A 17,410-nucleotide genomic window follows, 5' to 3' on the forward strand; every position below is an offset into this window, starting at 1 on the left:
TCCACCCCGGCCAGGGAAGCGGATCGCGGGCGGCGATACTGGACTCATGAAGCTCAGCCGCCCGGTCTCCTGGTTCCTGCTCGCCTTCGGGGTGTGGAGCTGGGTCATCTGGATCACTTTCGTTAAGAACCTAGTTGCTGACGGCAGCGGTCTCGCCTTCGACGACGGGCACCCCACGGCCTACTTCTGGGTGCACCTGACGCTGGCGGTCGTGTCCTTCGTACTGGGGACGGTCGTCGGGGTCATCGGGTTGCGCGGACTGCGCGCACTGCGTCGGACGTCATAGGGGACTCGCCGGGTGGTCATCGTCTTCGCGCTCGTCGCCCTGGCCGTACTGGCCCTCGTGGCGGGCCTGCACTGGTACGTCTGGCGCCGCCTGGTCCGCGACACCACCCGCCCGCGCGGGGCCGCCCGCCGCGCGGGCACGGTGCTCTTCGTCGCGGCCCCGGTGCTGATGATCGCCGCTCTCGTCGCGGAACGCTCCGGCGCCCCCTTCTGGCTCCAACGGGCCCTGGCCTGGCCGGGGTTCCTGTGGATGGCCCTGGCGCTGTACCTGCTGCTGGCGACGCTCGCGACCGAGCCGGTACGGGTGTGGGCGGGCCGACGGGCGCGCCGGGCCACGCGGGAGGCGGTGTTCGCGGGGCTGGACGGTGTGCGGACGCCTCCGGCGGAGCGGGCTGCGGGGGAGGGTTTCGCGACCCCGGCGAAGTCGGTGCGGGCCGAGCAGGCGCCCGCGTCGCCGGCCGAGCCGTCCGTGAGGGCTGACGCGGCGTCCGCGGCCCCGAGGGAACCGTCCGCAGGAGCCGACGGCACATCGCCCGCCGAAGGGCCGCAGGCTACGGCGCTCGCCGCCTCCGCACTCTCCCGCCGCGTCTTCGTCTCCCGGGTCGCCGGGGGCACCGCTGCCGCCGTGGCGCTGGGGACGACCGGCTGGGGCACGTACGGGGTGCTGCGCGGCCCGCGCGTGAAGCGGCTGACGGTCCCGCTGGCCAAGCTCCCGCGCTCGGCGCACGGCTTCCGTATCGCGGTGGTGAGCGACATCCACCTGGGCCCGGTGCTGGGGCGCGACTTCGCCCGGACGGTGGTCGACACGATCAACTCGACCCAGCCGGACATGATCGCGGTCGTCGGTGATCTGGTGGACGGCAGCGTCAAGAACCTGGGCCCGGCGGCGGCACCGCTGGCGGGGCTGGAGTCCCGCCTCGGCACCTACTTCGTCACCGGGAACCACGAGTACTTCTCCGGCGCCGCCCAATGGCTGGACGAGGTCCGCACCCTGGGCATGCGCCCGCTGGAGAACGCCCGCACGGAGCTGCCCTACTTCGACCTGGCCGGGGTCAACGACCTCCAGGGCGAGAGCGAGGGCCACGGCCCGGACTTCCGGAAAGCCCTCGGCGACCGCGACCCCGCCCGCGCCTGCGTCCTCATGGCCCACCAGCCGGTCCAGGTCCACGAGGCCGTCCGCTACGACGTGGACCTCCAGCTCTCCGGCCACACCCACGGCGGCCAGCTCTGGCCCGGCAACCTGATCGCGAAGGCCGCCAACCCCACGGTCGCCGGCCTCGACCGCTACGGCGACACCCAGCTCTACGTCAGCCGGGGCGCGGGCGCCTGGGGCCCACCGACCCGGGTGTGGGCCCCGTCGGACATCACGGTGATCGAACTGGCCTCACGCGAGGCGTAGTCAGCGCAGCCCGGCGAAGAGGTCGTCCTCCGGGGTCGGGGCGCCCGTGGTGTCCCGGACGCGGAGGAAGGTCTCCGTGCCCATCATCTCGCCGAACCGCTCCTTGCCCATGCGCAGGAAGAAGATGTTCTCGCCCTGGCTGGCGTGGGCGGCGAGGGCGTCGTACTTCTGGTCGCTGTAGGGGGTGGTGTCGACCCAGGTGGTGATCTCGTCGTCCGGGAGGCCGATCTCGGCCAGGGCGGCGGCCTCGGCGGGGTCGGGCTCGGGCATGTCGCCCGCGAACTCGCGCATGACCTCGCCGAAGCGGGCCATCTGCGAGCGGGGGACGGTGGTCCAGTAGACCTTGGGGGTCAGGTCGGTCAGCTCCAGCGCGGCCATGGTGATGCGGTGGGCCTGGATGTGGTCGGGGTGACCATAGAAACCGTTCTCGTCATAGGTGACGACCACATCGGGGCGGTAGTGCCGCATCAGCTCCGCGAGGCGGGCCGCGCCTTCCTCCACCGGGGTCCGCCAGAAGGAGCCGGGGGCGTCGTTGCTCGCCCAGCCGGTCATCCCGGAGTCCGCGTAGTCCAGCATCTCCAGGTCGCTGATCTTCAGGACCTCGCAGCTGGCCTCCAGCTCCTCCCGCCGCATCCGGGCGACCGCCACCGGGTCGTGTCCGGCCTCGCCGGGCTTCACACCCCCCGGCCCGTCCCCGCACCCGCCGTCGGTACAGGTCACCAGCACCGTCCGGATGCCCTCCGCCGCGTACCGCGCGAGGACCCCTCCGGTACCGGTGGCCTCGTCATCGGGGTGGGCGTGCACTGCCATCAGCGTCAACGGCCGGTCAGTCATGAGGTCCTCCCGCGGGACACGTCTCGGTAGGAGGCCGCGGCGGACGCACCGCGGCCTCGGTGGCCACAACCGCGCCGACCGCGCCGCCTGTTCCCGACGCGCCCCGATCGCCTGCCTACACGTCCCCGAACCAGGAGCGGCCCTCGGCCCAGTGGCTCACCCACCCGGTGAATCCGGGTGTGCCCGGCATCAGGGAAGTGCCGAACGGTATCGCCCCGTTCTCGTCGATCATCCAGACGTGACCGCGCTGCGGCCCGGTGACGATCAGGGCCCAGTACATCCCGCAGCCGTCGGTGCCCAGCAGCAGGGAGCCGTGCTCGAACACGGAGTCCTGCCGGGCCTGAAGCTCCTGGGTCAGCCCGGCCTCCTCTTCCTCCTCCCAGAGCCACGCCTCCGCGAGCGGGAACGGCTCGGCGAGCAGACGCTCGGCGAAGTACGGGCTCCAGTCGGAAGGCGTCTCCGCGAGGGGCAGCAGACCGCGGTACGGCGGCCCCGCGCGCAGCCCGTCGCAGATCTCCGCCACGCACGTGCGGTACGGCTCCGGGAGCACGATGCCGTGCCGCGCCTCGAAGGACCGCACCGCCTCCCAGCCGGCCGGCGGCACCGCCCCGGGACGGGACGCGAGGATCTCGCGGAGGGCGGCCGCCTCGGCCGGGTCGCAGGTGTCCGTGTTCATGCCGGTCATCATGCGGCACGGCACCGGGCCCCGGAGCGGCGCCTCAGGAGCCGGCGGACTTGATCATCGCGAACGGCGCGCCCTGTGGGTCGGTGACCACCGACATGCGGCCCGCGGCCATGTCGAAGGGCGGGGCGAGGACGTTGCCGCCGCTGCGGACCAGGGCGTCCACCGTAAAGTCGACGTCGTCGACCGCGAAGTACGTCAGCCAGTTGGCCGGGGCGCCCGGGGGGTCGTTGGCGAGAAGGGTCGCGCCGCCGACCGTACGCTCACCCACGCGCAGCACCCAGTACGCGTCGTGGCCCTCCATCGGCAGGATCTCGATGCCGAACGCCTCGCCGTAGAAGGCGCGTGCGGCCTCGATGTCGCTGGTGTGCAGCTCGTTCCAGGTCAGGGCGCCCGGCTCGTTGACCACGCCCGCGCCGAAGAAGTCGCCGGGCTGCCACACCCCGAACACCGCGCCCTGCGGGTCGGCGGCGATCAGCATCCGGCCGAGGGTGCCGACGTCCATCGTGGGCGCCAGCAGGGTGCCGCCGGCGGCGACGATCTGGTCCTGGGTGGCGAGCGCGTCGGTGCTGGCGAGGTAGCTGGTCCACACGGTGGGCGGCTCCTGCATGCCCTCCGGCGCCATCGTCGGCCCGATCCCGGCCACGGGCATGCCCCGCAGCTCGCACACCGCGTACCCGCCGAACTCGGCCGGCCCCGGCGAGCCCTGCCAGCCGAACAGGTCCCGGTAGAAGTCCAGCGCGGCCTGCTGGTCCTGCGCCATCAGGTCGACCCAGCAGGGGGTGCCGGTCGCGTACGGGGTGGTCACTTCGGGCATCGCTCGCTCCCTGGTGCTATGTCGGGGTGGACACCCTTCCGTCCCGGTACGGAAAGCGTCCCTCCGACACGCCGGATCACTCCGTCACGGGCAGGCACTCGGTGAGCAGGGCGACCACGTCGTGCCAGGCGCGTCGCGCATGCCGTGGGTGGTGGCCGACACCGGGGACCGTGGGATGGCCGACGGGCGGGTGGTGGAAGGCGTGCAGGGCGCCGCCGTAGACCGTCAGGCGCCAGTCGACGCCCGCGGCCTGCATCTCGGCCGTGAACGCCTCCCGTTGGGCGGCCGACATGATCGGGTCCTCCGACCCGACCCCGGCCCACACCGGGCAGCGGATGCGTGCCGCCTCGCCCGGCCGGCCGGTGTTCAGTCCGTTGACGGTCCCGATCGCGCGCAGGTCGACACCGTCGCGCCCGAGCTCCAGCGCGATCATGCCGCCGGTGCCGTAGCCGACGGCGGCGATCCGGTCGGGGTCGACGCGAGGTTCGGCGGCCAGTACGTCGAGCGCAGCGTGACCGAGGGCCCGCATCCGCTCGGGGTCGGCGAGCAGCGGCATGCAGCGGGCCAGCATTTCCTCGGGATCGCCCAGATAACGCCCACCGTGGAGGTCGAAGGCCAGCGCCACGTAACCCAGTTCGGCGAGGGCATCGGCCCGGCGGCGCTCGACATCGCTGAGCCCCATGCCCTCCGGCCCGAGCAGCACGGCGGGCCCGCGGCCGGTACCGGCCGGGAGCGCGAGGTGCCCGCTCATCGTCAGACCGTCGGCCCGGTACTCGACCGTGCGGGTGTTAATCGGCAGCATGAGACCGGACGGTAGTGAGAGGTGGGCCCGGCCGGGCGGGGGTTCACCGCAGGCGGAACAGCGCGGGCCTACCCCGGCGAGTGGCCTCGCTGCCCCTTGTCGGGCGCAGCGAGGCGTTCGCACCGGTTCAGAGTGTCTCGAACTGACCGTTCTTCACGCCGGTCACAAAGGTGGAGAAGGCGGCGGCACGAAGTTCCAGGACGGAGCCCGCGCGGTGCTTGGAGTCGCGGACGGGGATGGTGCCGTGTGAGGGGAGCAGGTTGGTGGCGACCTCGACGCAGGCGCCGCCGTTGCTGCTGTAGGAGGACTTGAACCAGTTCGGGGTCTCGCTCACGGGGTGCCCTTTCGAAGGTCTTCGATCACGGCTACGGAAGCCGCCTGCGACAGCGCTTCGGCCTGAAGTTGATGGTAGGCCGTCAGCATCGAGACCACTGACGTGGTTTCGCGGACCAGGTGACCTCGCTGGGCTGACTCCGCGTAGGCGAGGTTGGTCCTGTCGGTCAGCGTCAGCAGGTGGACCGGCAGGTCGAACGCCCGCCGCTCACCGAGTTCGTACGGTGCCACTTGGAGCACCGTCGTGGGCAACTCGGCGAACTCAAGGAGCTTGGTGAGCTGCGCCCTCATGACTTGGTGACCGCCGACGATCCTCTTGAGGCAGCTCTCGTCGAGGACCACGAAGACCAGTGGAGCGGGGGTGCGCTCCAGCGCGGCCCGCCGTCCTGCGAGCAGCGTCAGGCGCTCCTCAGCCTGCTGTTCCGTGATTGCGCCCCGTTTTACGGCCCCCGTCGTGATGGCGGCGGCGTATTCCGGCGTCTGCAACAGACCCGGAATGATCCCCAGCTCGAAGAGCCTGATTTCCGCGGCTCGTTTCTCGTGTGGAACGTACTCCGGGAACCCTTCCAGCAGACCGGTGTTGCGTACTGCTCGCCCCTCGCGTTCGAACTGGTCACCGGTTCCGAACGCCTTGTCGACGCTCTGCGCGAAGTGGGGAGTTGGGGAGCGCCGACCAGTTTCGACGGCCGAGATGTGGGTGCCCGAATAGCCCATGCGTTCGGCGAGTTCGTCCTGGGTCCACCCCCGCTCGTCCCGCATGCTGCGTAAACGCTGGCCGAAGGCCGCTCCGGGCGACTTCTCGGGCTCCAGCTCTTTCCGGTTCAACCGTCATCACCTCAACTCTCCGTGCAGATTGCGTAAGTTGAAGACAGCAAAACTCTAGGTCGCTCTGATTCCCCTTGGTAGTGGATTCGCTACGGAGAGGAGTGATCAGTGTTGGACGAACCCCCTCAACCCCCGCCCATCGGAACCCTCTTGGTGGACGCGTACGAACGTGTGGGGGAGTTCCGGGGGGAATGGGCCGGCCTCTGGTCACTGCGCCCCGCCACCGGTGGGCGGGAATGGACAGTCCGTCCCGAGGAGGCCCGTTCGGCCACTCCCGGGGAGCGATTACGCGCCCTGACCGCCCGCGCGAACGCCCGCAGCAGGGGCGAGTACCTCTGAAGCCGCGCCGGACGTTCTACTGACCGAGAACCGCGATTCCGCGAAGCGAGAGGCTTGGTCATGAAGCGAGTTGTCGCCCGGCTCTGGCACGCCATGCGGGGGTCCGTGCAGTGGCGGGTCCTGTGGCTGGCGAACGCCAAGTTCATGGTGGGCGTGACCGGGGTGGTCCGTAACGACGCCGGACAGGTGCTCCTGCTGAAGCACCGGATGTGGCCCGAGAGCCGCCCGTGGGGACTGCCCACGGGGTTCGCGAAGAGGGGTGAGGAATTCCCCCTCACCGTCGTCCGTGAGGTCAAGGAGGAGACGGGGCTCGATGTGACGCCCGGCCGTCTCGTCCGTCTGACCAGCGGATACCGACTCCGCGTGGAGGTCGCCTACGAGGCCCTGCACACCGGAGGAACCCTGAAGATCGACGACTTCGAGATTTTGGAGGCCCGGTGGTTCGACCCGGACGAGTTGCCGCAGGGACTGCAGGACTCCCATCGCCAACTCATCACCCCAGAAGGCACTGCAACAAGCCCGGCCGCCCGCCCCGGGACGAGCTGATCCGGCACCTGAAGGCCACCGGTGAGGACCCCGCCGAGTTACCTCCGCATGAACTAACCGACGTCACCTGTGAGTTGGACGCCACCCACGACGGCCCCCACGCCGACCACCTCGGTGACGTCGACCGCCACACCCAGCTATGGGTCCAATGGGACGGCGGCCACTACGCGTTCGTCCAGCGGGCGCCCTGTGGGGCGCCCGCCGAGGACGGCGACGCGTGCACCCTCTTCGACGGGCACGAGCCCGGCCACTCCTGGGAGATGCGCGACCTCCCGCACGGCTGACTCAGTCCGAAGAGCCGACGACCTTGCGCAGGTTCTCGACCGAGCCCGGGTCGTTCTTGAGGCGGCGGTCGCGGTCTGCGACGAAGGCCACGCCCAGTTCCTCGCGGCGGGACATCGGCACGTTCTCGCGGGCGCCGTTGAGGATGGTGCGCTCCTCCTCGTCGGTGTGGTGGGTGATCGCCTCCACCAGCTCCTCCAGCTTGGAGTCCCACTCCTCGGAGCCGACCTCCTCGACCTCCAGCAGGTTCAGGAGCGCCTCGTTGCCCTCGTCGTGCTCGTGCTCGCCGTGCTCGACCTCTTCGTCGTCGATGTTCCGGTACCGCTTCAGCGCCGGGTAGACCTCCGCCTCCTCCGCCAGCGCGTGCGCCACCAGCAGACCGGCGAACTCCTGGAGCGCCCCGGCCCGGTCCGCCTCGACGCTGCGCATCTGCCGGAACAGGTCCTCCATACGGCGGTGGTCCTGAAGGATGAGTTCGACGACGTCCTGGGTCTCGGCCATGAGGGGCACCACTCTCGTGCGAAGTAGGCGAAGTATTCGGGCCCTCACCGTGTACCCCCGCCGTGCGCAGGGATGACTCGCCGTGCGGGCGGGATCAGGTTCGGCTTCGCGGCGCCGGGAGGGCCTTCGTCATGCCGGGCAGGAAGTCGTTGAAGAGTTCGTGGACCTCCAGGACCAGGGGGCGCAGGACGCGGAAGCGGGAGAGGGCGACACCGCGCGCGGTGAGGCGTGCGCCGCGCCGGGCCAGGCGGTAGCTGCGCTCGCGGTCCTCCGTACGGTCGAAGACCCAGTAGAGGACCAGGCCCATCTGGGAGAGCCACATCAACTCGGGCAGCGCGTCGCGCAGCTCGGGGGAGACCTTGGACTTGGAGCCCGCCAGCACCTCGCGGTGCACGCTGATCGCCTGCTCGCGGGCGTGCTCGCTCTCCGCCGAGAAGGGGCTCAGGGGGCTGTCCGGGTCGGCCGCGTTCTTGAAGAACTGCACGGCGAACTCGTGGTACGGCTCCGCGATGTCCAGCCACGCGGTGAGCACGCCGGCGAGCCGCGCCTCCAGGGCGGTCTCCGTCTCCAGCACCGACCGGGCCGCCACCTGGTGCTCGGCGGCGATCCGGTCGTAGAAGCCCTGGATCAGGTGCTCCTTGCCCGCGAAGTAGTAGTACGCGTTGCCGACCGAGACGCCGGCCTCCTTGGCGATGGCCCGCATCGTGGTCTTGTCGTAGCCGTTCTCCTGGAACAAGCGCATCGCGGTCTCGAGGATCAGCGCGCGGGTGTGTTCCGACTTGCTCTGGGTTCCGGCCTCGGGGCCGTCGTTCTTCGCGGGCACGTAGGGAGCCTAACGAGTGGGGCGGGTGCTGCCGGCGCAGGACGGGGGGTCGTACACCCAGCCCTGGTCGCGCACGTACTTCCAGCCGTCCGCGCGGCTGTACGTGCCCTGCCCGCCCCACTTGCCGCCGCGCTGCTTGCTCCACTGCGCGCCCCGGTACTTCGCCGCCGCCAGCACCGCGCCCCGCGCCAGCAGCGCGCCGGCCGGGGTGCTGAGCCGGTGGGCCAGCGGGCGGTGCTCGCGCAGGGCCCACAGCACCACGACCCAGGCCGCCGCACCCCGGTACACCTGGCCGGAGTCCCCGATCACGGTGACCTCCTCCAGCGTCTTCGCCGGGTCCACACCGGGGAAACGGGCCAGGGCCTCGTCCGAGCCGGCGGGCACCAGTTCCAGGGGGACCAGCTGGGACTGCCGTACGAGCCAGTCGCGCAGGTGGGCGCAGAGGCCGCACTCGGCGTCGTAGAGGACCGTCAGGCCCCGGACCGGGGCGCTCGTGACGCCCCGGTCCACGGTGCCGCTCACGCGCCGGCCGTCGGCGCGACCCAGCCCTGCGGGGCGACCGGCGGCTGCGTCTCGCGCTCCATCAGGCCGCGGCGGCGGATCTTGTTCAGCACGAAGACGTTGCCCAGGTGCATCACGCCGAGGACGAGCAGGACGACGCCGAGCTTGGCCGACAGGGCCTCGAAGATGCCGCGGGTGTCCTCGATCGTGCCGTCGTCGTTCAGGTAGAGCGCCACGAAACCGAGGTTGACCAGGTAGAAGCCGACCACCAGGAGGTGGTTGACGGCGTCCGCGAGCTTTTCGTCGCCGTGCAGCACGTCGGACAGGAAGATCCGGCCGTTGCGGCTGAGCGTACGGGCGACCCAGACGGTCAGGCCGATGCTGACGGCCAGGTAGATCACATAGGCGATGACGGTACGGTCCATGCCCCACCCCTTCTTGAACGCGTTCAAAACGCTGACAGGGATGACTGTAGACCTGTTTTTGAACGTGTTCAACCAAGCGGGGTGAGGTCTGGATCTCAAGCCCTGCGGGCGAGTTCGGGGCGCCTGGTGTAGTCGGTGAAGCCGAAGACGTTGCCCCACGGGTCGGCGAACTCCACGGTCCGCCCGGTCGCCGTCGACATCGCCTCGTCCACGGGCTCGATCCCGGCCGCCGCGAGCCGCCGCGCGGCCGCCCGCGCGTCCGGTACTTCCAGCCACAGCCGGGACGCGGGCCAGGAGGGCGGCCGCTGCCCGAGCCCCTCCTCGTGGCGCAGCAGAATCCCGGGCGTCTCCCCGCCCACCCTCAGCAGCGCGATCCCACCCTCGTCGAACCGGAACCCCACACTGAACCCGGCCCGCTCGTAAAACCCCACCGCCTCCCCGAGATCCCCCACGGGAAGCACCACATTGTCGAACCCCAGCAACTCGTGCGCTTCGTCGTCTGACATACCGTCAGGCTAGCGACGAGGGCGTCCCGCCTCGATGATCGCGGCCACGTCCAGGGTGACCTTCGCTCCGATGGAGTCGGGGAGGGTGACTTTCTCGCCGGGGGAGTGGATGCGGTGGGTCCCGTACGTTCCCTCGGCGGGCTCGGTGAGCACGTGGAGACGCTGGTGCTTACGGTCCACGACGACGTAGACGGGGACCTTGGCCTGGGCGTAGGCGCCGACCTTGGTCTTGAGGTCGTCCTTCCAGTTGCCGGAGGTCACTTCGAGGACGAGGCGGAAGCAGACCGGGTCGTAGGCGGTGCCTTCGATCAGGTGGTCGTCGATGTCACCGTCCACGACGGCGAGGTCCGGGATGGCGTAGTCCTCCCCTCCGGGGAGCCAGATCGAGACGTTCTGGACCACATCGGCTTCGCCGCCGAACAGGCCGGCCAGGAGGAACGGCTGCATGAGGCCGGTCAGGGCACGGGCGTGCGGGGCATCCGGGGACGGTGTCACGAGGAGGTGGCCTCCGATGATCTCGACGCGGTAGCCCGGATGGCGCTCCATGATCTCGGCGGCGATCGCCGTCAGCGAGAACGGCTCGTCGTCGGCGAAGGGCTGCTCTACGGATGCTGCGGACATCGCGATGCCTCCCAGGGGCTGGTCGAGACCGTCATCGTAGGCCGTACCGCCCCCCTGCGTCCCGATCGATCACCTTCACCCGAACGTGTCCGGCGACGGCGAAGGGCCCCGTTCCGGGGGTCGGAACGGGGCCCTTGCGGCGCAGGCTTAGAAGCGACGCGTGATCAGGGCGCGCTTCACTTCCTGGATCGCCTTCGTGACCTCGATGCCGCGCGGGCAGGCGTCCGTGCAGTTGAAGGTCGTGCGGCAGCGCCAGACGCCGTCGCGGTCGTTGAGGATCTCCAGGCGCTGCTCGCCCGCGTCGTCGCGCGAGTCGAAGATGAAGCGGTGGGCGTTCACGATCGCGGCCGGACCGAAGTACTGGCCGTCGTTCCAGAACACCGGGCACGACGAGGTGCACGCGGCGCACAGGATGCACTTCGTGGTGTCGTCGAACCGCTCACGGTCCTCGGCGGTCTGCAGCCGCTCACGGGTCGGCTCGTTGGTGTCGTTGGTGACCAGGAACGGCATGACGTCCCGGTACGCCTGGAAGAACGGCTCCATGTCGACCACGAGGTCCTTGAGCGCGGTCAGGCCCTTGATGGGCTCGACCGTGATCGGCTTCCCCGGGTTGACGTCCTTGATCAGCGTCTTGCAGGCCAGCCGGTTCTTGCCGTTGATCCGCATCGCGTCGGACCCGCAGATGCCGTGGGCGCAGGAACGCCGGAAGGTCAGCGTGCCGTCGAGGTCCCACTTGATCTTGTTGAGCCCGTCGAGGACGCGCTCCTTGGGGTCCATCTCCAGCTGGAAGTCTTCCCAGTGGGGCTCCGCCGCGACCTCCGGGTTGAACCGGCGGATGCGGAGGGTGACCGTGATGTAGGGGGACGCCGCGGAGTCCGCCTCCACCTTGTCCAGAACAGGGGTAGCCATCAGTACTTACGCTCCATCGGCTGGTAGCGGGTCTGGACGACCGGCTTGTAGTCGAGACGCACGGTCTCCGAGCCGTCGTCGCCCACCTCGCGGTACGCCATCGTGTGACGCATGAAGTTGACGTCGTCGCGGTTCGGGTAGTCCTCGCGGTAGTGACCGCCGCGGGACTCCTTGCGGGCCAGCGCGGAGACCGCCATGACCTCGGCCAGCTCCAGCAGGTTGCCCAGCTCGATGGCCTCCAGCAGGTCGGTGTTGAACCGCTTGCCCTTGTCCTGGATCGACACGTTGAGGTACCGCTCGCGCAGCTCGGCGATCTTCTCGACCGCCGTCTTGATCGTCTGCTCGGTGCGGAACACCATCACGTTGGCGTCCATGGTCTCCTGCAGCTCCCGGCGGATGTCGGCCACCCGCTCGGTGCCGGTGGCGTCCCGCAGCCGCTCGATCTGCGCGACGACCATCGCCTCGGGGTTCTCCGGCAGCTCGACGAAGTCCACGGTGTGGGCGTAGTCGGCGGCGGCGATGCCCGCGCGGCGGCCGAACACGTTGATGTCCAGCAGCGAGTTGGTGCCCAGGCGGTTGGCGCCGTGCACGGAGACACAGGCGACCTCGCCGGCCGCGTACAGACCCGGCACGACGGTGGTGTTGTCCGACAGGACCTCACCCTCGACGTTGGTCGGGATGCCGCCCATCGCGTAGTGCGCGGTGGGCTGGATCGGGATCGGGTCCGTGTACGGCTCGATGCCCAGGTAGGTGCGCGCGAACTCGGTGATGTCCGGGAGCTTCGCGTCCAGCTGCTCCGGCGGCAGGTGGGTGAGGTCGAGGTAGACGTGGTCGCCCTCGGGACCACAGCCCCGGCCCTCGCGGATCTCGGTGTAGATCGAGCGCGAGACGACGTCACGGGACGCGAGGTCCTTCATGACCGGCGCGTACTTCTCCATGAAGCGCTCGCCGTCCTTGTTGCGGAGGATGCCGCCCTCACCGCGGGCGCCCTCCGTCAGCAGGATGCCCATGCGCCAGATGCCGGTCGGGTGGAACTGGAAGAACTCCATGTCCTCCAGCGGGATGCCCCGGCGGAAGCACGCGGCCTGGCCGTCACCGGTCAGGGTGTGCGCGTTGGAGGTCACCTTGAAGAACTTGCCGGTGCCGCCGGACGCGTAGATCACGGACTTCGCCTGGAAGACGTGGATCTCGCCGGTGGCCAGCTCGTACGCCACCACGCCGGAGGACGTCTTGACGCCGTCGACCTCGGTGATGAGCTGGTCCAGCACGTAGAACTCGTTGAAGAACTCCACGCCCTCCTTGACGCAGTTCTGGTACAGCGTCTGGAGGATCATGTGGCCGGTGCGGTCGGCCGCGTAGCAGGACCGGCGGACCGGGGCCTCGCCGTGGTTGCGGGAGTGACCGCCGAAGCGGCGCTGGTCGATCGTCCCGCCCGGCGTCCGGTTGAACGGCAGGCCCATCTTCTCCAGGTCGAGGACCGCGTCGATGGCCTCCTTCGCCAGGATCTCGGCGGCGTCCTGGTCGACCAGGTAGTCACCGCCCTTGACCGTGTCGAAGGTGTGCCACTCCCAGTTGTCCTCCTCCACGTTGGCGAGCGCGGCGGCCATGCCGCCCTGCGCGGCGCCCGTGTGGGAGCGGGTGGGGTAGAGCTTGGTCAGCACGGCGGTGCGGCTGCGCTTCGTGGACTCGATGGCCGCGCGCATGCCCGCGCCACCGGCGCCGACGATGACGGTGTCGTACTTGTGGATCTTCATGATTCTCGCAGCCCCGTGCCTAGCGGATGTTCGGGTCGAAGGTGAAGATCACCAGCGTGCCCAGCAGGATGGTGAACACCGTGGCCGTGTAGAGCAGGCCCTTGAGCCACAGGCGGGTGTTCACGCGCTCCGCGTAGTCGTTGATGACCGTGCGCAGGCCGTTCGCGCCGTGCAGCATCGCCAGCCACAGCATCAGCAGGTCCCAGACCTGCCAGAACGGGGACGCCCAGCGGCCGGCCACGAAGGCGAAGCCGATCTTGGAGACGCCGCCGTCCAGCACGAGCTGGATCAGCAGGTGGCCGAGGACCAGCACGACCAGCACGATGCCGGACAGGCGCATGAAGAGCCAGGCGGCCATCTCGAAGTTGCCCCGCGTGGACTTCGGGGTCTTCTTGGTACGGGTGCGCGAGCGCGGGGCGTCCAGCGAGAGCGCGTAGGCGTCCTCGGCGGCGTCCGCGGAGGAGCCCGTCAGATTGATCTCAGAGGTGGACATCGGCGTCAGCTCCCGAACAGGACACGAGCGGCGTGGCCGAGGACCGGGTACAGGGCGCCGGCCATCAGGATGATCCAGACGCCGAGGACGCTCCACAGCATCTGCTTCTGGTAGCGCGGGCCCTTCGACCAGAAGTCGACGGCGATGACGCGCAGACCGTTGAGCGCGTGGAAGAGGATGGCGGCGACGAGGCCGTACTCCAGCAGCGCGACGATCGGGGTCTTGTACGTGGCTACGACCTTGTCGTAGTCCTCGGGGGAGACACGCACGAGAGCGGTGTCCAGCACGTGAACGAACAGGAAGAAGAAGATGAGGACGCCGGTGACTCGATGAGCCACCCAGGACCACATGCCTTCCCGGCCGCGGTACAACGTTCCAGCCGGCACGGAAGAACCCTCCGGATGCGGGGACTAGGGCCGCGCCGGCTTCGCTGTCGGTCGGGCCCGGCCGGGTACGGTCCACCGGCCCTCAGCATCGTATCCATGAGGTGCGGCGATACTGACGGGGGGCCTGTTTCGGGTGATCCGGACGCTTGTGGCCTCCCGGCTCGTGCGCATGCGCTCCGTTTGGTCCGCGATCCGCCCGGCTTGGCCCGCTATACCCCGGGCCGGGGCGCGTAGTGGCAGGTCGTACGGGTGGCGGTGGCGCCCAGGTGGGTGGTGAGCCGGTGCCGGGCCAGGCCGCGCAGCTCCTCGGCGGCGATCACCCGTTCGTCCTCGGGATCGTTCGCCAATCGTGACCGGATGCCCTCCAGGACCCGGTCCAGCGACTCCTGGGGAGAGGCCCCGCCCGGCGCGATCACGAAGACATGGCCGAAGCGGGCCTCGTAGGCGGCGTGCGCCGCGCTCAGGGCCGTGTGGGCGGCCGAGTAGGTGTCCTCGGGCAGCTCGGGCAGGGACTCGCCCGCCAGGGCGTCGGCGAGGTCGACGACCCGCAGGTCGTAGGCCGCCTCGTCCGCCGCGGCCAGCAGGGCGGCCAGGTCGGGGTAGGGGCGGTGCTCGGCGAGCCGGTGCGCCCAGCGGGCGTTGCGCAGACAGCGCAGGAGCAGCGCGCGGGCCTCCTCGGCCGGCGCCAGGTTGAAGGCGTCGAGCGGGGTCGGGAGATACGGCGAACGTTGCGCAGGCAGCTTGGGTCCTCATGGGAGGGGGCGACAGGAGGTGCCAGGGAACGGCAGGGGACCTGTGAAGGATGTGCCGACACGTTATCGAGAGTGGTCACTGTGTGTCCGGCTGATGCCCGAATTTCACTCGGACGGGAGAGTTTCGGAACGTCTCGGTGACGGGTGAACCGCGAATCGGTCGTACGTTGGGAAGGTGAGCCAGCACAGACATCGTGCTTCGGCACGACAGCTCAAGCGGAAGCGGGCCGTCATGGCCGCCGCGGTCGTCGGAACCGTGGTGACCGGGGTGGGCGTCGGAGTGTGGGCGTCATCCGGAGGGGGTGGTTCCGGTGGAGGCTCGGACGCGGGCGCGGTCGGCTCCTCCCGGCAGGCCGACCCGCCGACCCCCTCGCCCAGCCGCTCCTACCCCATGTCGAAGGCGCCGCAGACCATCCCGGCGGTACGCGAGCACACCGCGGCCCGCGGACCGGGCTGGAAGCCGCAGAGCGGCGGCCGGGTGGTGGTCACCGACCCGGGACTGGCCGACGAGGGCAAGCTCATAGCCGGTGAGCTGGGCCTCGCCTACGGCGGTGAGAAGAGCGACTCCAAGGCCGGCGACGTCCGCCTCGGCCTCGGCGGGAGCGGCAACCCGGAGTCGTACACCATGACCGTGCGCGACGGCCGGGTGGAGATCAAGGGGCCCGCCGACGCGGGCGTCTTCTACGGGACCCGGACCCTCAAGCAGGAGGTCCACGGCGGTGGCACCGCCCCCGAGGGCGTCGTCAAGGACGAGCCCGCCAAGCCCTCGCGCGGCTTCATGCTCGACATCGCGCGCAAGCCGTTCTCGGAGACCTGGATCGAGGACCGGATACGCGAGCTGGGCGATCTGAAGTACAACGAGCTGGGACTGCACTTCTCGGACGACCAGGCGTTCCGCATCCAGTCCACCAGCCACCCCGAGATCGTCTCCAAGGACCACCTCACCAAGGCGCAGGTCAAGAAGATCGTCGACCTGGCCGCCGCCCGGCACATCCAGATCGTGCCCGAGATCGACTCGCCGGGGCACCTGGGCGCCGTCATCGCCGCCCACCCCGACCTCCAGCTCCGCAACGTCGACGGCAAGGCGACGCGCGGCGCCATCGACATCTCCAAGCCCGAGTCCGCGAAGATCGTCGACGATCTGCTCGACGAGTACGCCGGCCTGTTCCCGGGCAGCAAGTGGAACCTCGGCGGCGACGAGTACCAGGCACTGGTCGTGCCCGACCCCGAGGCGTCCTACCCGCAGCTCGCCGCCGCCGCCCGCGACGCCTACGGCGCGAACGGCAACGTCGCCGACCTGACCACCGGCTGGCTCAACGGCCGCGCGGACACCGTCCGGGCCCACGACCGCACCATGCGGGCGTGGAACGACGGCTTCCTGCGCGACTCCTCGATCCAGCCCGCCAAGGACATCCAGGTCGCCTACTGGACCGGCAAGGAGATCGGCGCCCGGCCCCCGGTGGACTACCTGAGCGCGGGCCGCGAGGTCTACAACTACAACGACGAGTACCTGTACTACGTCCTCGGCGAGCCGAACGACTTCACCTATCCCACCGGCCGGCGGATCTACCAGGAGTGGACCCCGCGCGTGATCCGGGGCACGAGCGCGGTCCCGGCGCAGTACGACGGCCAGATCCTCGGCGGGTCCTTCGCCGTGTGGTGCGACTTCGCCAACGCGCAGACCGAGAGCCAGGTCGCCTCCGGCATCCGGATGCCGCTGCGGGCCACCGTGCAGAAGCTCTGGGACCCGGGGCAGCCGGCGCTGTCCTGGCCGCAGTTCAAGGAGCTGGCGAACAAGCTGGGCTGAGTGGACGGACATGGGCCGAGCACGTAAATTTCCGTGTTCGCTCGTGTGTACGCGGCTCTGGGGAGGGCCGCGTACGCCGTCTCAGCCGTACCGGGGGGAACACCTTCATGATCTGCGCCAGCTGCCACAGCACCGAGGCCGTCACCGGGGAGACGCGGTGCGCCCGCTGCGCGCCGGCCGTGCCCTTCGTGCCGCCGGGTCCGCCGCTGCGCTCGCCCGTCGGGCTGGGGCAGGCCACCGTGGTGATGCTGGGGCTGGTCGGCGCCGGTGACGCGATGGCGATCTGGGCCGATCTGGCGAGCCCGTCCCACCGGGTCGGAACGGTCCTCAACATCGCGCAGGGGGTCCTGCTGCTCGCCACGGCTGTCGTGTACCTGTGCTGGCTGTGGCGGGTGCGGGTCAACGCCGAAGTCTTCGACGCGAGTTCGCAGAGCAAGGCGCGGTGGCTGACGATCGGGGGCTGGTTCATCCCGTTTGTGAACTTCTGGTTCCCGCGCCGGATCGTCCTGGACGCGTGGGACGCCAGCGCGCCGCAGGGGCGGCCGAGCGGTCACGGCCCGGTCGACCTGTGGTGGACGGCGTGGGTGGCCGGGCTGGTCGCCGACAGGCTGCTGCGGGTGGAGTCCGGGGCGGAGACGCGGGCCGTGGTCGACGGCATCGGTCTCGTCGGGGCCGTGCTGGCCGCCCTGGTGGTCCTCCGGCTGACCCGGATGCAGAGCGAGAAGGCGGCCCAGGGGCCCTCGCTGCCCACCACCGCGCTTGGCTGAAATCCGGTGACTGTGACACTC

The 17,410-nt window shown here is 70.1% G+C and carries 23 protein-coding genes; 6 read left to right on the forward strand and 17 right to left on the reverse strand.

The genetic code is table 11. The annotated features are described in order from the left end of the window. Nucleotides 1-46: 46 nt before the first annotated feature. Nucleotides 47-286 (forward strand): SCO4848 family membrane protein, encoded by a 240-nt coding sequence (locus D0Z67_RS17885; protein ID WP_031180760.1) that lies wholly within the window; start codon nt 47-49, stop codon nt 284-286. Between the two features lie 12 nt (nt 287-298). Beyond that, on the forward strand, nt 299-1,684 hold the full coding sequence (locus tag D0Z67_RS17890) for a metallophosphoesterase (RefSeq protein ID WP_031180759.1): 1,386 nt from the start codon (nt 299-301) through the stop codon (nt 1,682-1,684). Here D0Z67_RS17890 and D0Z67_RS17895 read toward each other — a convergent pair whose 3' ends face one another. The 6 genes from D0Z67_RS17895 to D0Z67_RS17920 all read right to left on the reverse strand — a co-directional run bounded on the left by D0Z67_RS17895 (nt 1,685) and on the right by D0Z67_RS17920 (nt 5,977). Beyond that, on the reverse strand, nt 1,685-2,518 hold the full coding sequence (locus D0Z67_RS17895; RefSeq protein ID WP_031180758.1) for a PIG-L family deacetylase: 834 nt from the start codon (nt 2,516-2,518) through the stop codon (nt 1,685-1,687). It lies immediately after the preceding gene. Nucleotides 2,519-2,633: 115 nt separating this feature from the next. Continuing rightward, nucleotides 2,634-3,206 carry an SMI1/KNR4 family protein gene (locus tag D0Z67_RS17900; protein ID WP_031180757.1) on the reverse strand — a complete coding sequence of 191 codons (573 nt, stop codon included), beginning with the start codon at nt 3,204-3,206 and terminating at the stop codon, nt 2,634-2,636. 31 nt (nt 3,207-3,237) lie between these two features. Then, nucleotides 3,238-4,017, reverse strand: a complete 780-nt coding sequence (locus tag D0Z67_RS17905; protein WP_031180756.1) for a VOC family protein — start codon at nt 4,015-4,017, stop codon at nt 3,238-3,240. A 76-nt stretch (nt 4,018-4,093) separates the two neighbouring features. Beyond that, nucleotides 4,094-4,819 (reverse strand): dienelactone hydrolase family protein, encoded by a 726-nt coding sequence (locus tag D0Z67_RS17910; protein ID WP_031180755.1) that lies wholly within the window; start codon nt 4,817-4,819, stop codon nt 4,094-4,096. A 127-nt stretch (nt 4,820-4,946) separates the two neighbouring features. Continuing rightward, the gene (locus D0Z67_RS17915; RefSeq protein WP_031180754.1) at nt 4,947-5,153 is read right to left on the reverse strand and encodes a DUF397 domain-containing protein; all 207 of its coding nucleotides are present in this window, start codon (nt 5,151-5,153) and stop codon (nt 4,947-4,949) included. Continuing rightward, nucleotides 5,150-5,977: a helix-turn-helix domain-containing protein gene (locus D0Z67_RS17920; RefSeq protein WP_031180753.1), complete on the reverse strand. Its 828-nt coding sequence runs from the start codon at nt 5,975-5,977 to the stop codon at nt 5,150-5,152. The genes D0Z67_RS17915 and D0Z67_RS17920 overlap by 4 nt, the downstream gene beginning before the upstream one ends. A gap of 399 nt (nt 5,978-6,376) precedes the next feature. Between D0Z67_RS17920 and D0Z67_RS17930 the strand changes: the two genes are divergently transcribed. Continuing rightward, a complete protein-coding gene (locus D0Z67_RS17930; RefSeq protein ID WP_051887623.1) occupies nt 6,377-6,862 on the forward strand; it encodes an NUDIX domain-containing protein in 486 nt (161 codons plus the stop codon). A 74-nt stretch (nt 6,863-6,936) separates the two neighbouring features. Further along, nucleotides 6,937-7,146 carry a hypothetical protein gene (locus D0Z67_RS17935; RefSeq protein ID WP_051887620.1) on the forward strand — a complete coding sequence of 70 codons (210 nt, stop codon included), beginning with the start codon at nt 6,937-6,939 and terminating at the stop codon, nt 7,144-7,146. A 1-nt stretch (nt 7,147) separates the two neighbouring features. Here D0Z67_RS17935 and D0Z67_RS17940 read toward each other — a convergent pair whose 3' ends face one another. The 11 genes from D0Z67_RS17940 to D0Z67_RS17990 form a co-directional block, all read right to left on the reverse strand. After that, the gene (locus D0Z67_RS17940; protein ID WP_031180750.1) at nt 7,148-7,645 is read right to left on the reverse strand and encodes a hemerythrin domain-containing protein; all 498 of its coding nucleotides are present in this window, start codon (nt 7,643-7,645) and stop codon (nt 7,148-7,150) included. Nucleotides 7,646-7,739: 94 nt separating this feature from the next. Then, on the reverse strand, nt 7,740-8,468 hold the full coding sequence (locus tag D0Z67_RS17945; protein ID WP_031180749.1) for a TetR/AcrR family transcriptional regulator: 729 nt from the start codon (nt 8,466-8,468) through the stop codon (nt 7,740-7,742). A gap of 9 nt (nt 8,469-8,477) precedes the next feature. After that, nucleotides 8,478-8,990 (reverse strand): thiol-disulfide oxidoreductase DCC family protein, encoded by a 513-nt coding sequence (locus D0Z67_RS17950; protein ID WP_051887618.1) that lies wholly within the window; start codon nt 8,988-8,990, stop codon nt 8,478-8,480. Continuing rightward, nucleotides 8,987-9,394, reverse strand: coding sequence for a hypothetical protein (locus D0Z67_RS17955; protein WP_031180747.1), 408 nt, complete (start codon nt 9,392-9,394; stop codon nt 8,987-8,989). Before D0Z67_RS17955 ends, D0Z67_RS17950 begins: the two co-directional genes overlap by 4 nt. 95 nt (nt 9,395-9,489) lie before the next feature. Further along, nucleotides 9,490-9,900 (reverse strand): VOC family protein, encoded by a 411-nt coding sequence (locus D0Z67_RS17960; RefSeq protein ID WP_031180746.1) that lies wholly within the window; start codon nt 9,898-9,900, stop codon nt 9,490-9,492. Nucleotides 9,901-9,909: 9 nt separating this feature from the next. Continuing rightward, a complete protein-coding gene (locus D0Z67_RS17965; protein ID WP_031180745.1) occupies nt 9,910-10,521 on the reverse strand; it encodes a Uma2 family endonuclease in 612 nt (203 codons plus the stop codon). A gap of 147 nt (nt 10,522-10,668) precedes the next feature. After that, a complete protein-coding gene (locus tag D0Z67_RS17970) occupies nt 10,669-11,430 on the reverse strand; it encodes a succinate dehydrogenase iron-sulfur subunit (RefSeq protein WP_031180744.1) in 762 nt (253 codons plus the stop codon). Next, nucleotides 11,430-13,184 (reverse strand): succinate dehydrogenase flavoprotein subunit, encoded by a 1,755-nt coding sequence (sdhA, locus tag D0Z67_RS17975; RefSeq protein ID WP_031180743.1) that lies wholly within the window; start codon nt 13,182-13,184, stop codon nt 11,430-11,432. The genes D0Z67_RS17970 and sdhA overlap by 1 nt, the downstream gene beginning before the upstream one ends. Before the next feature lie 19 nt (nt 13,185-13,203). Continuing rightward, complete coding sequence (locus tag D0Z67_RS17980; protein ID WP_030806556.1) at nt 13,204-13,677, reverse strand: succinate dehydrogenase hydrophobic membrane anchor subunit; 474 nt, start codon at nt 13,675-13,677, stop codon at nt 13,204-13,206. A gap of 5 nt (nt 13,678-13,682) precedes the next feature. Beyond that, on the reverse strand, nt 13,683-14,063 hold the full coding sequence (gene sdhC / locus D0Z67_RS17985; RefSeq protein ID WP_037774792.1) for a succinate dehydrogenase, cytochrome b556 subunit: 381 nt from the start codon (nt 14,061-14,063) through the stop codon (nt 13,683-13,685). Between the two features lie 209 nt (nt 14,064-14,272). Continuing rightward, a complete protein-coding gene (locus D0Z67_RS17990) occupies nt 14,273-14,803 on the reverse strand; it encodes a 2-oxo-4-hydroxy-4-carboxy-5-ureidoimidazoline decarboxylase (protein WP_031180741.1) in 531 nt (176 codons plus the stop codon). Between the two features lie 244 nt (nt 14,804-15,047). Here D0Z67_RS17990 and D0Z67_RS17995 point away from each other — a divergent pair, with 244 nt between their 5' ends. Next, entirely contained in the window at nt 15,048-16,622 is a 1,575-nt protein-coding gene (locus tag D0Z67_RS17995; protein WP_031180740.1) for a beta-N-acetylhexosaminidase, read from the forward strand. Nucleotides 16,623-16,729: 107 nt separating this feature from the next. After that, entirely contained in the window at nt 16,730-17,389 is a 660-nt protein-coding gene (locus D0Z67_RS18000) for a DUF4328 domain-containing protein (protein ID WP_051887616.1), read from the forward strand. Nucleotides 17,390-17,410: the final 21 nt, after the last annotated feature.

This window comes from Streptomyces seoulensis (assembly GCF_004328625.1).
Classification (GTDB): domain Bacteria; phylum Actinomycetota; class Actinomycetes; order Streptomycetales; family Streptomycetaceae; genus Streptomyces; species Streptomyces seoulensis.

Excerpts from the sequence above, each read along its gene's own strand:
- D0Z67_RS17885 (WP_031180760.1), top strand. The coding sequence starts at position 47 with ATGAAGCTCAGCCGCCCGGTCTCCTGGTTCCTGCTCGCCTTCGGGGTG.
- D0Z67_RS17895 (WP_031180758.1), bottom strand. The coding sequence starts at position 2,518 with ATGACTGACCGGCCGTTGACGCTGATGGCAGTGCACGCCCACCCCGAT.
- D0Z67_RS17900 (WP_031180757.1), bottom strand. The coding sequence starts at position 3,206 with ATGATGACCGGCATGAACACGGACACCTGCGACCCGGCCGAGGCGGCC.
- D0Z67_RS17905 (WP_031180756.1), bottom strand. The coding sequence starts at position 4,017 with ATGCCCGAAGTGACCACCCCGTACGCGACCGGCACCCCCTGCTGGGTC.
- D0Z67_RS17910 (WP_031180755.1), bottom strand. The coding sequence starts at position 4,819 with ATGCTGCCGATTAACACCCGCACGGTCGAGTACCGGGCCGACGGTCTG.
- D0Z67_RS17930 (WP_051887623.1), top strand. The coding sequence starts at position 6,377 with ATGAAGCGAGTTGTCGCCCGGCTCTGGCACGCCATGCGGGGGTCCGTG.
- D0Z67_RS17940 (WP_031180750.1), bottom strand. The coding sequence starts at position 7,645 with ATGGCCGAGACCCAGGACGTCGTCGAACTCATCCTTCAGGACCACCGC.
- D0Z67_RS17955 (WP_031180747.1), bottom strand. The coding sequence starts at position 9,394 with ATGGACCGTACCGTCATCGCCTATGTGATCTACCTGGCCGTCAGCATC.
- D0Z67_RS17960 (WP_031180746.1), bottom strand. The coding sequence starts at position 9,900 with ATGTCAGACGACGAAGCGCACGAGTTGCTGGGGTTCGACAATGTGGTG.
- D0Z67_RS17965 (WP_031180745.1), bottom strand. The coding sequence starts at position 10,521 with ATGTCCGCAGCATCCGTAGAGCAGCCCTTCGCCGACGACGAGCCGTTC.
- D0Z67_RS17970 (WP_031180744.1), bottom strand. The coding sequence starts at position 11,430 with ATGGCTACCCCTGTTCTGGACAAGGTGGAGGCGGACTCCGCGGCGTCC.
- sdhA (WP_031180743.1), bottom strand. The coding sequence starts at position 13,184 with ATGAAGATCCACAAGTACGACACCGTCATCGTCGGCGCCGGTGGCGCG.
- D0Z67_RS17980 (WP_030806556.1), bottom strand. The coding sequence starts at position 13,677 with ATGTCCACCTCTGAGATCAATCTGACGGGCTCCTCCGCGGACGCCGCC.
- D0Z67_RS17995 (WP_031180740.1), top strand. The coding sequence starts at position 15,048 with ATGGCCGCCGCGGTCGTCGGAACCGTGGTGACCGGGGTGGGCGTCGGA.
- D0Z67_RS18000 (WP_051887616.1), top strand. The coding sequence starts at position 16,730 with ATGATCTGCGCCAGCTGCCACAGCACCGAGGCCGTCACCGGGGAGACG.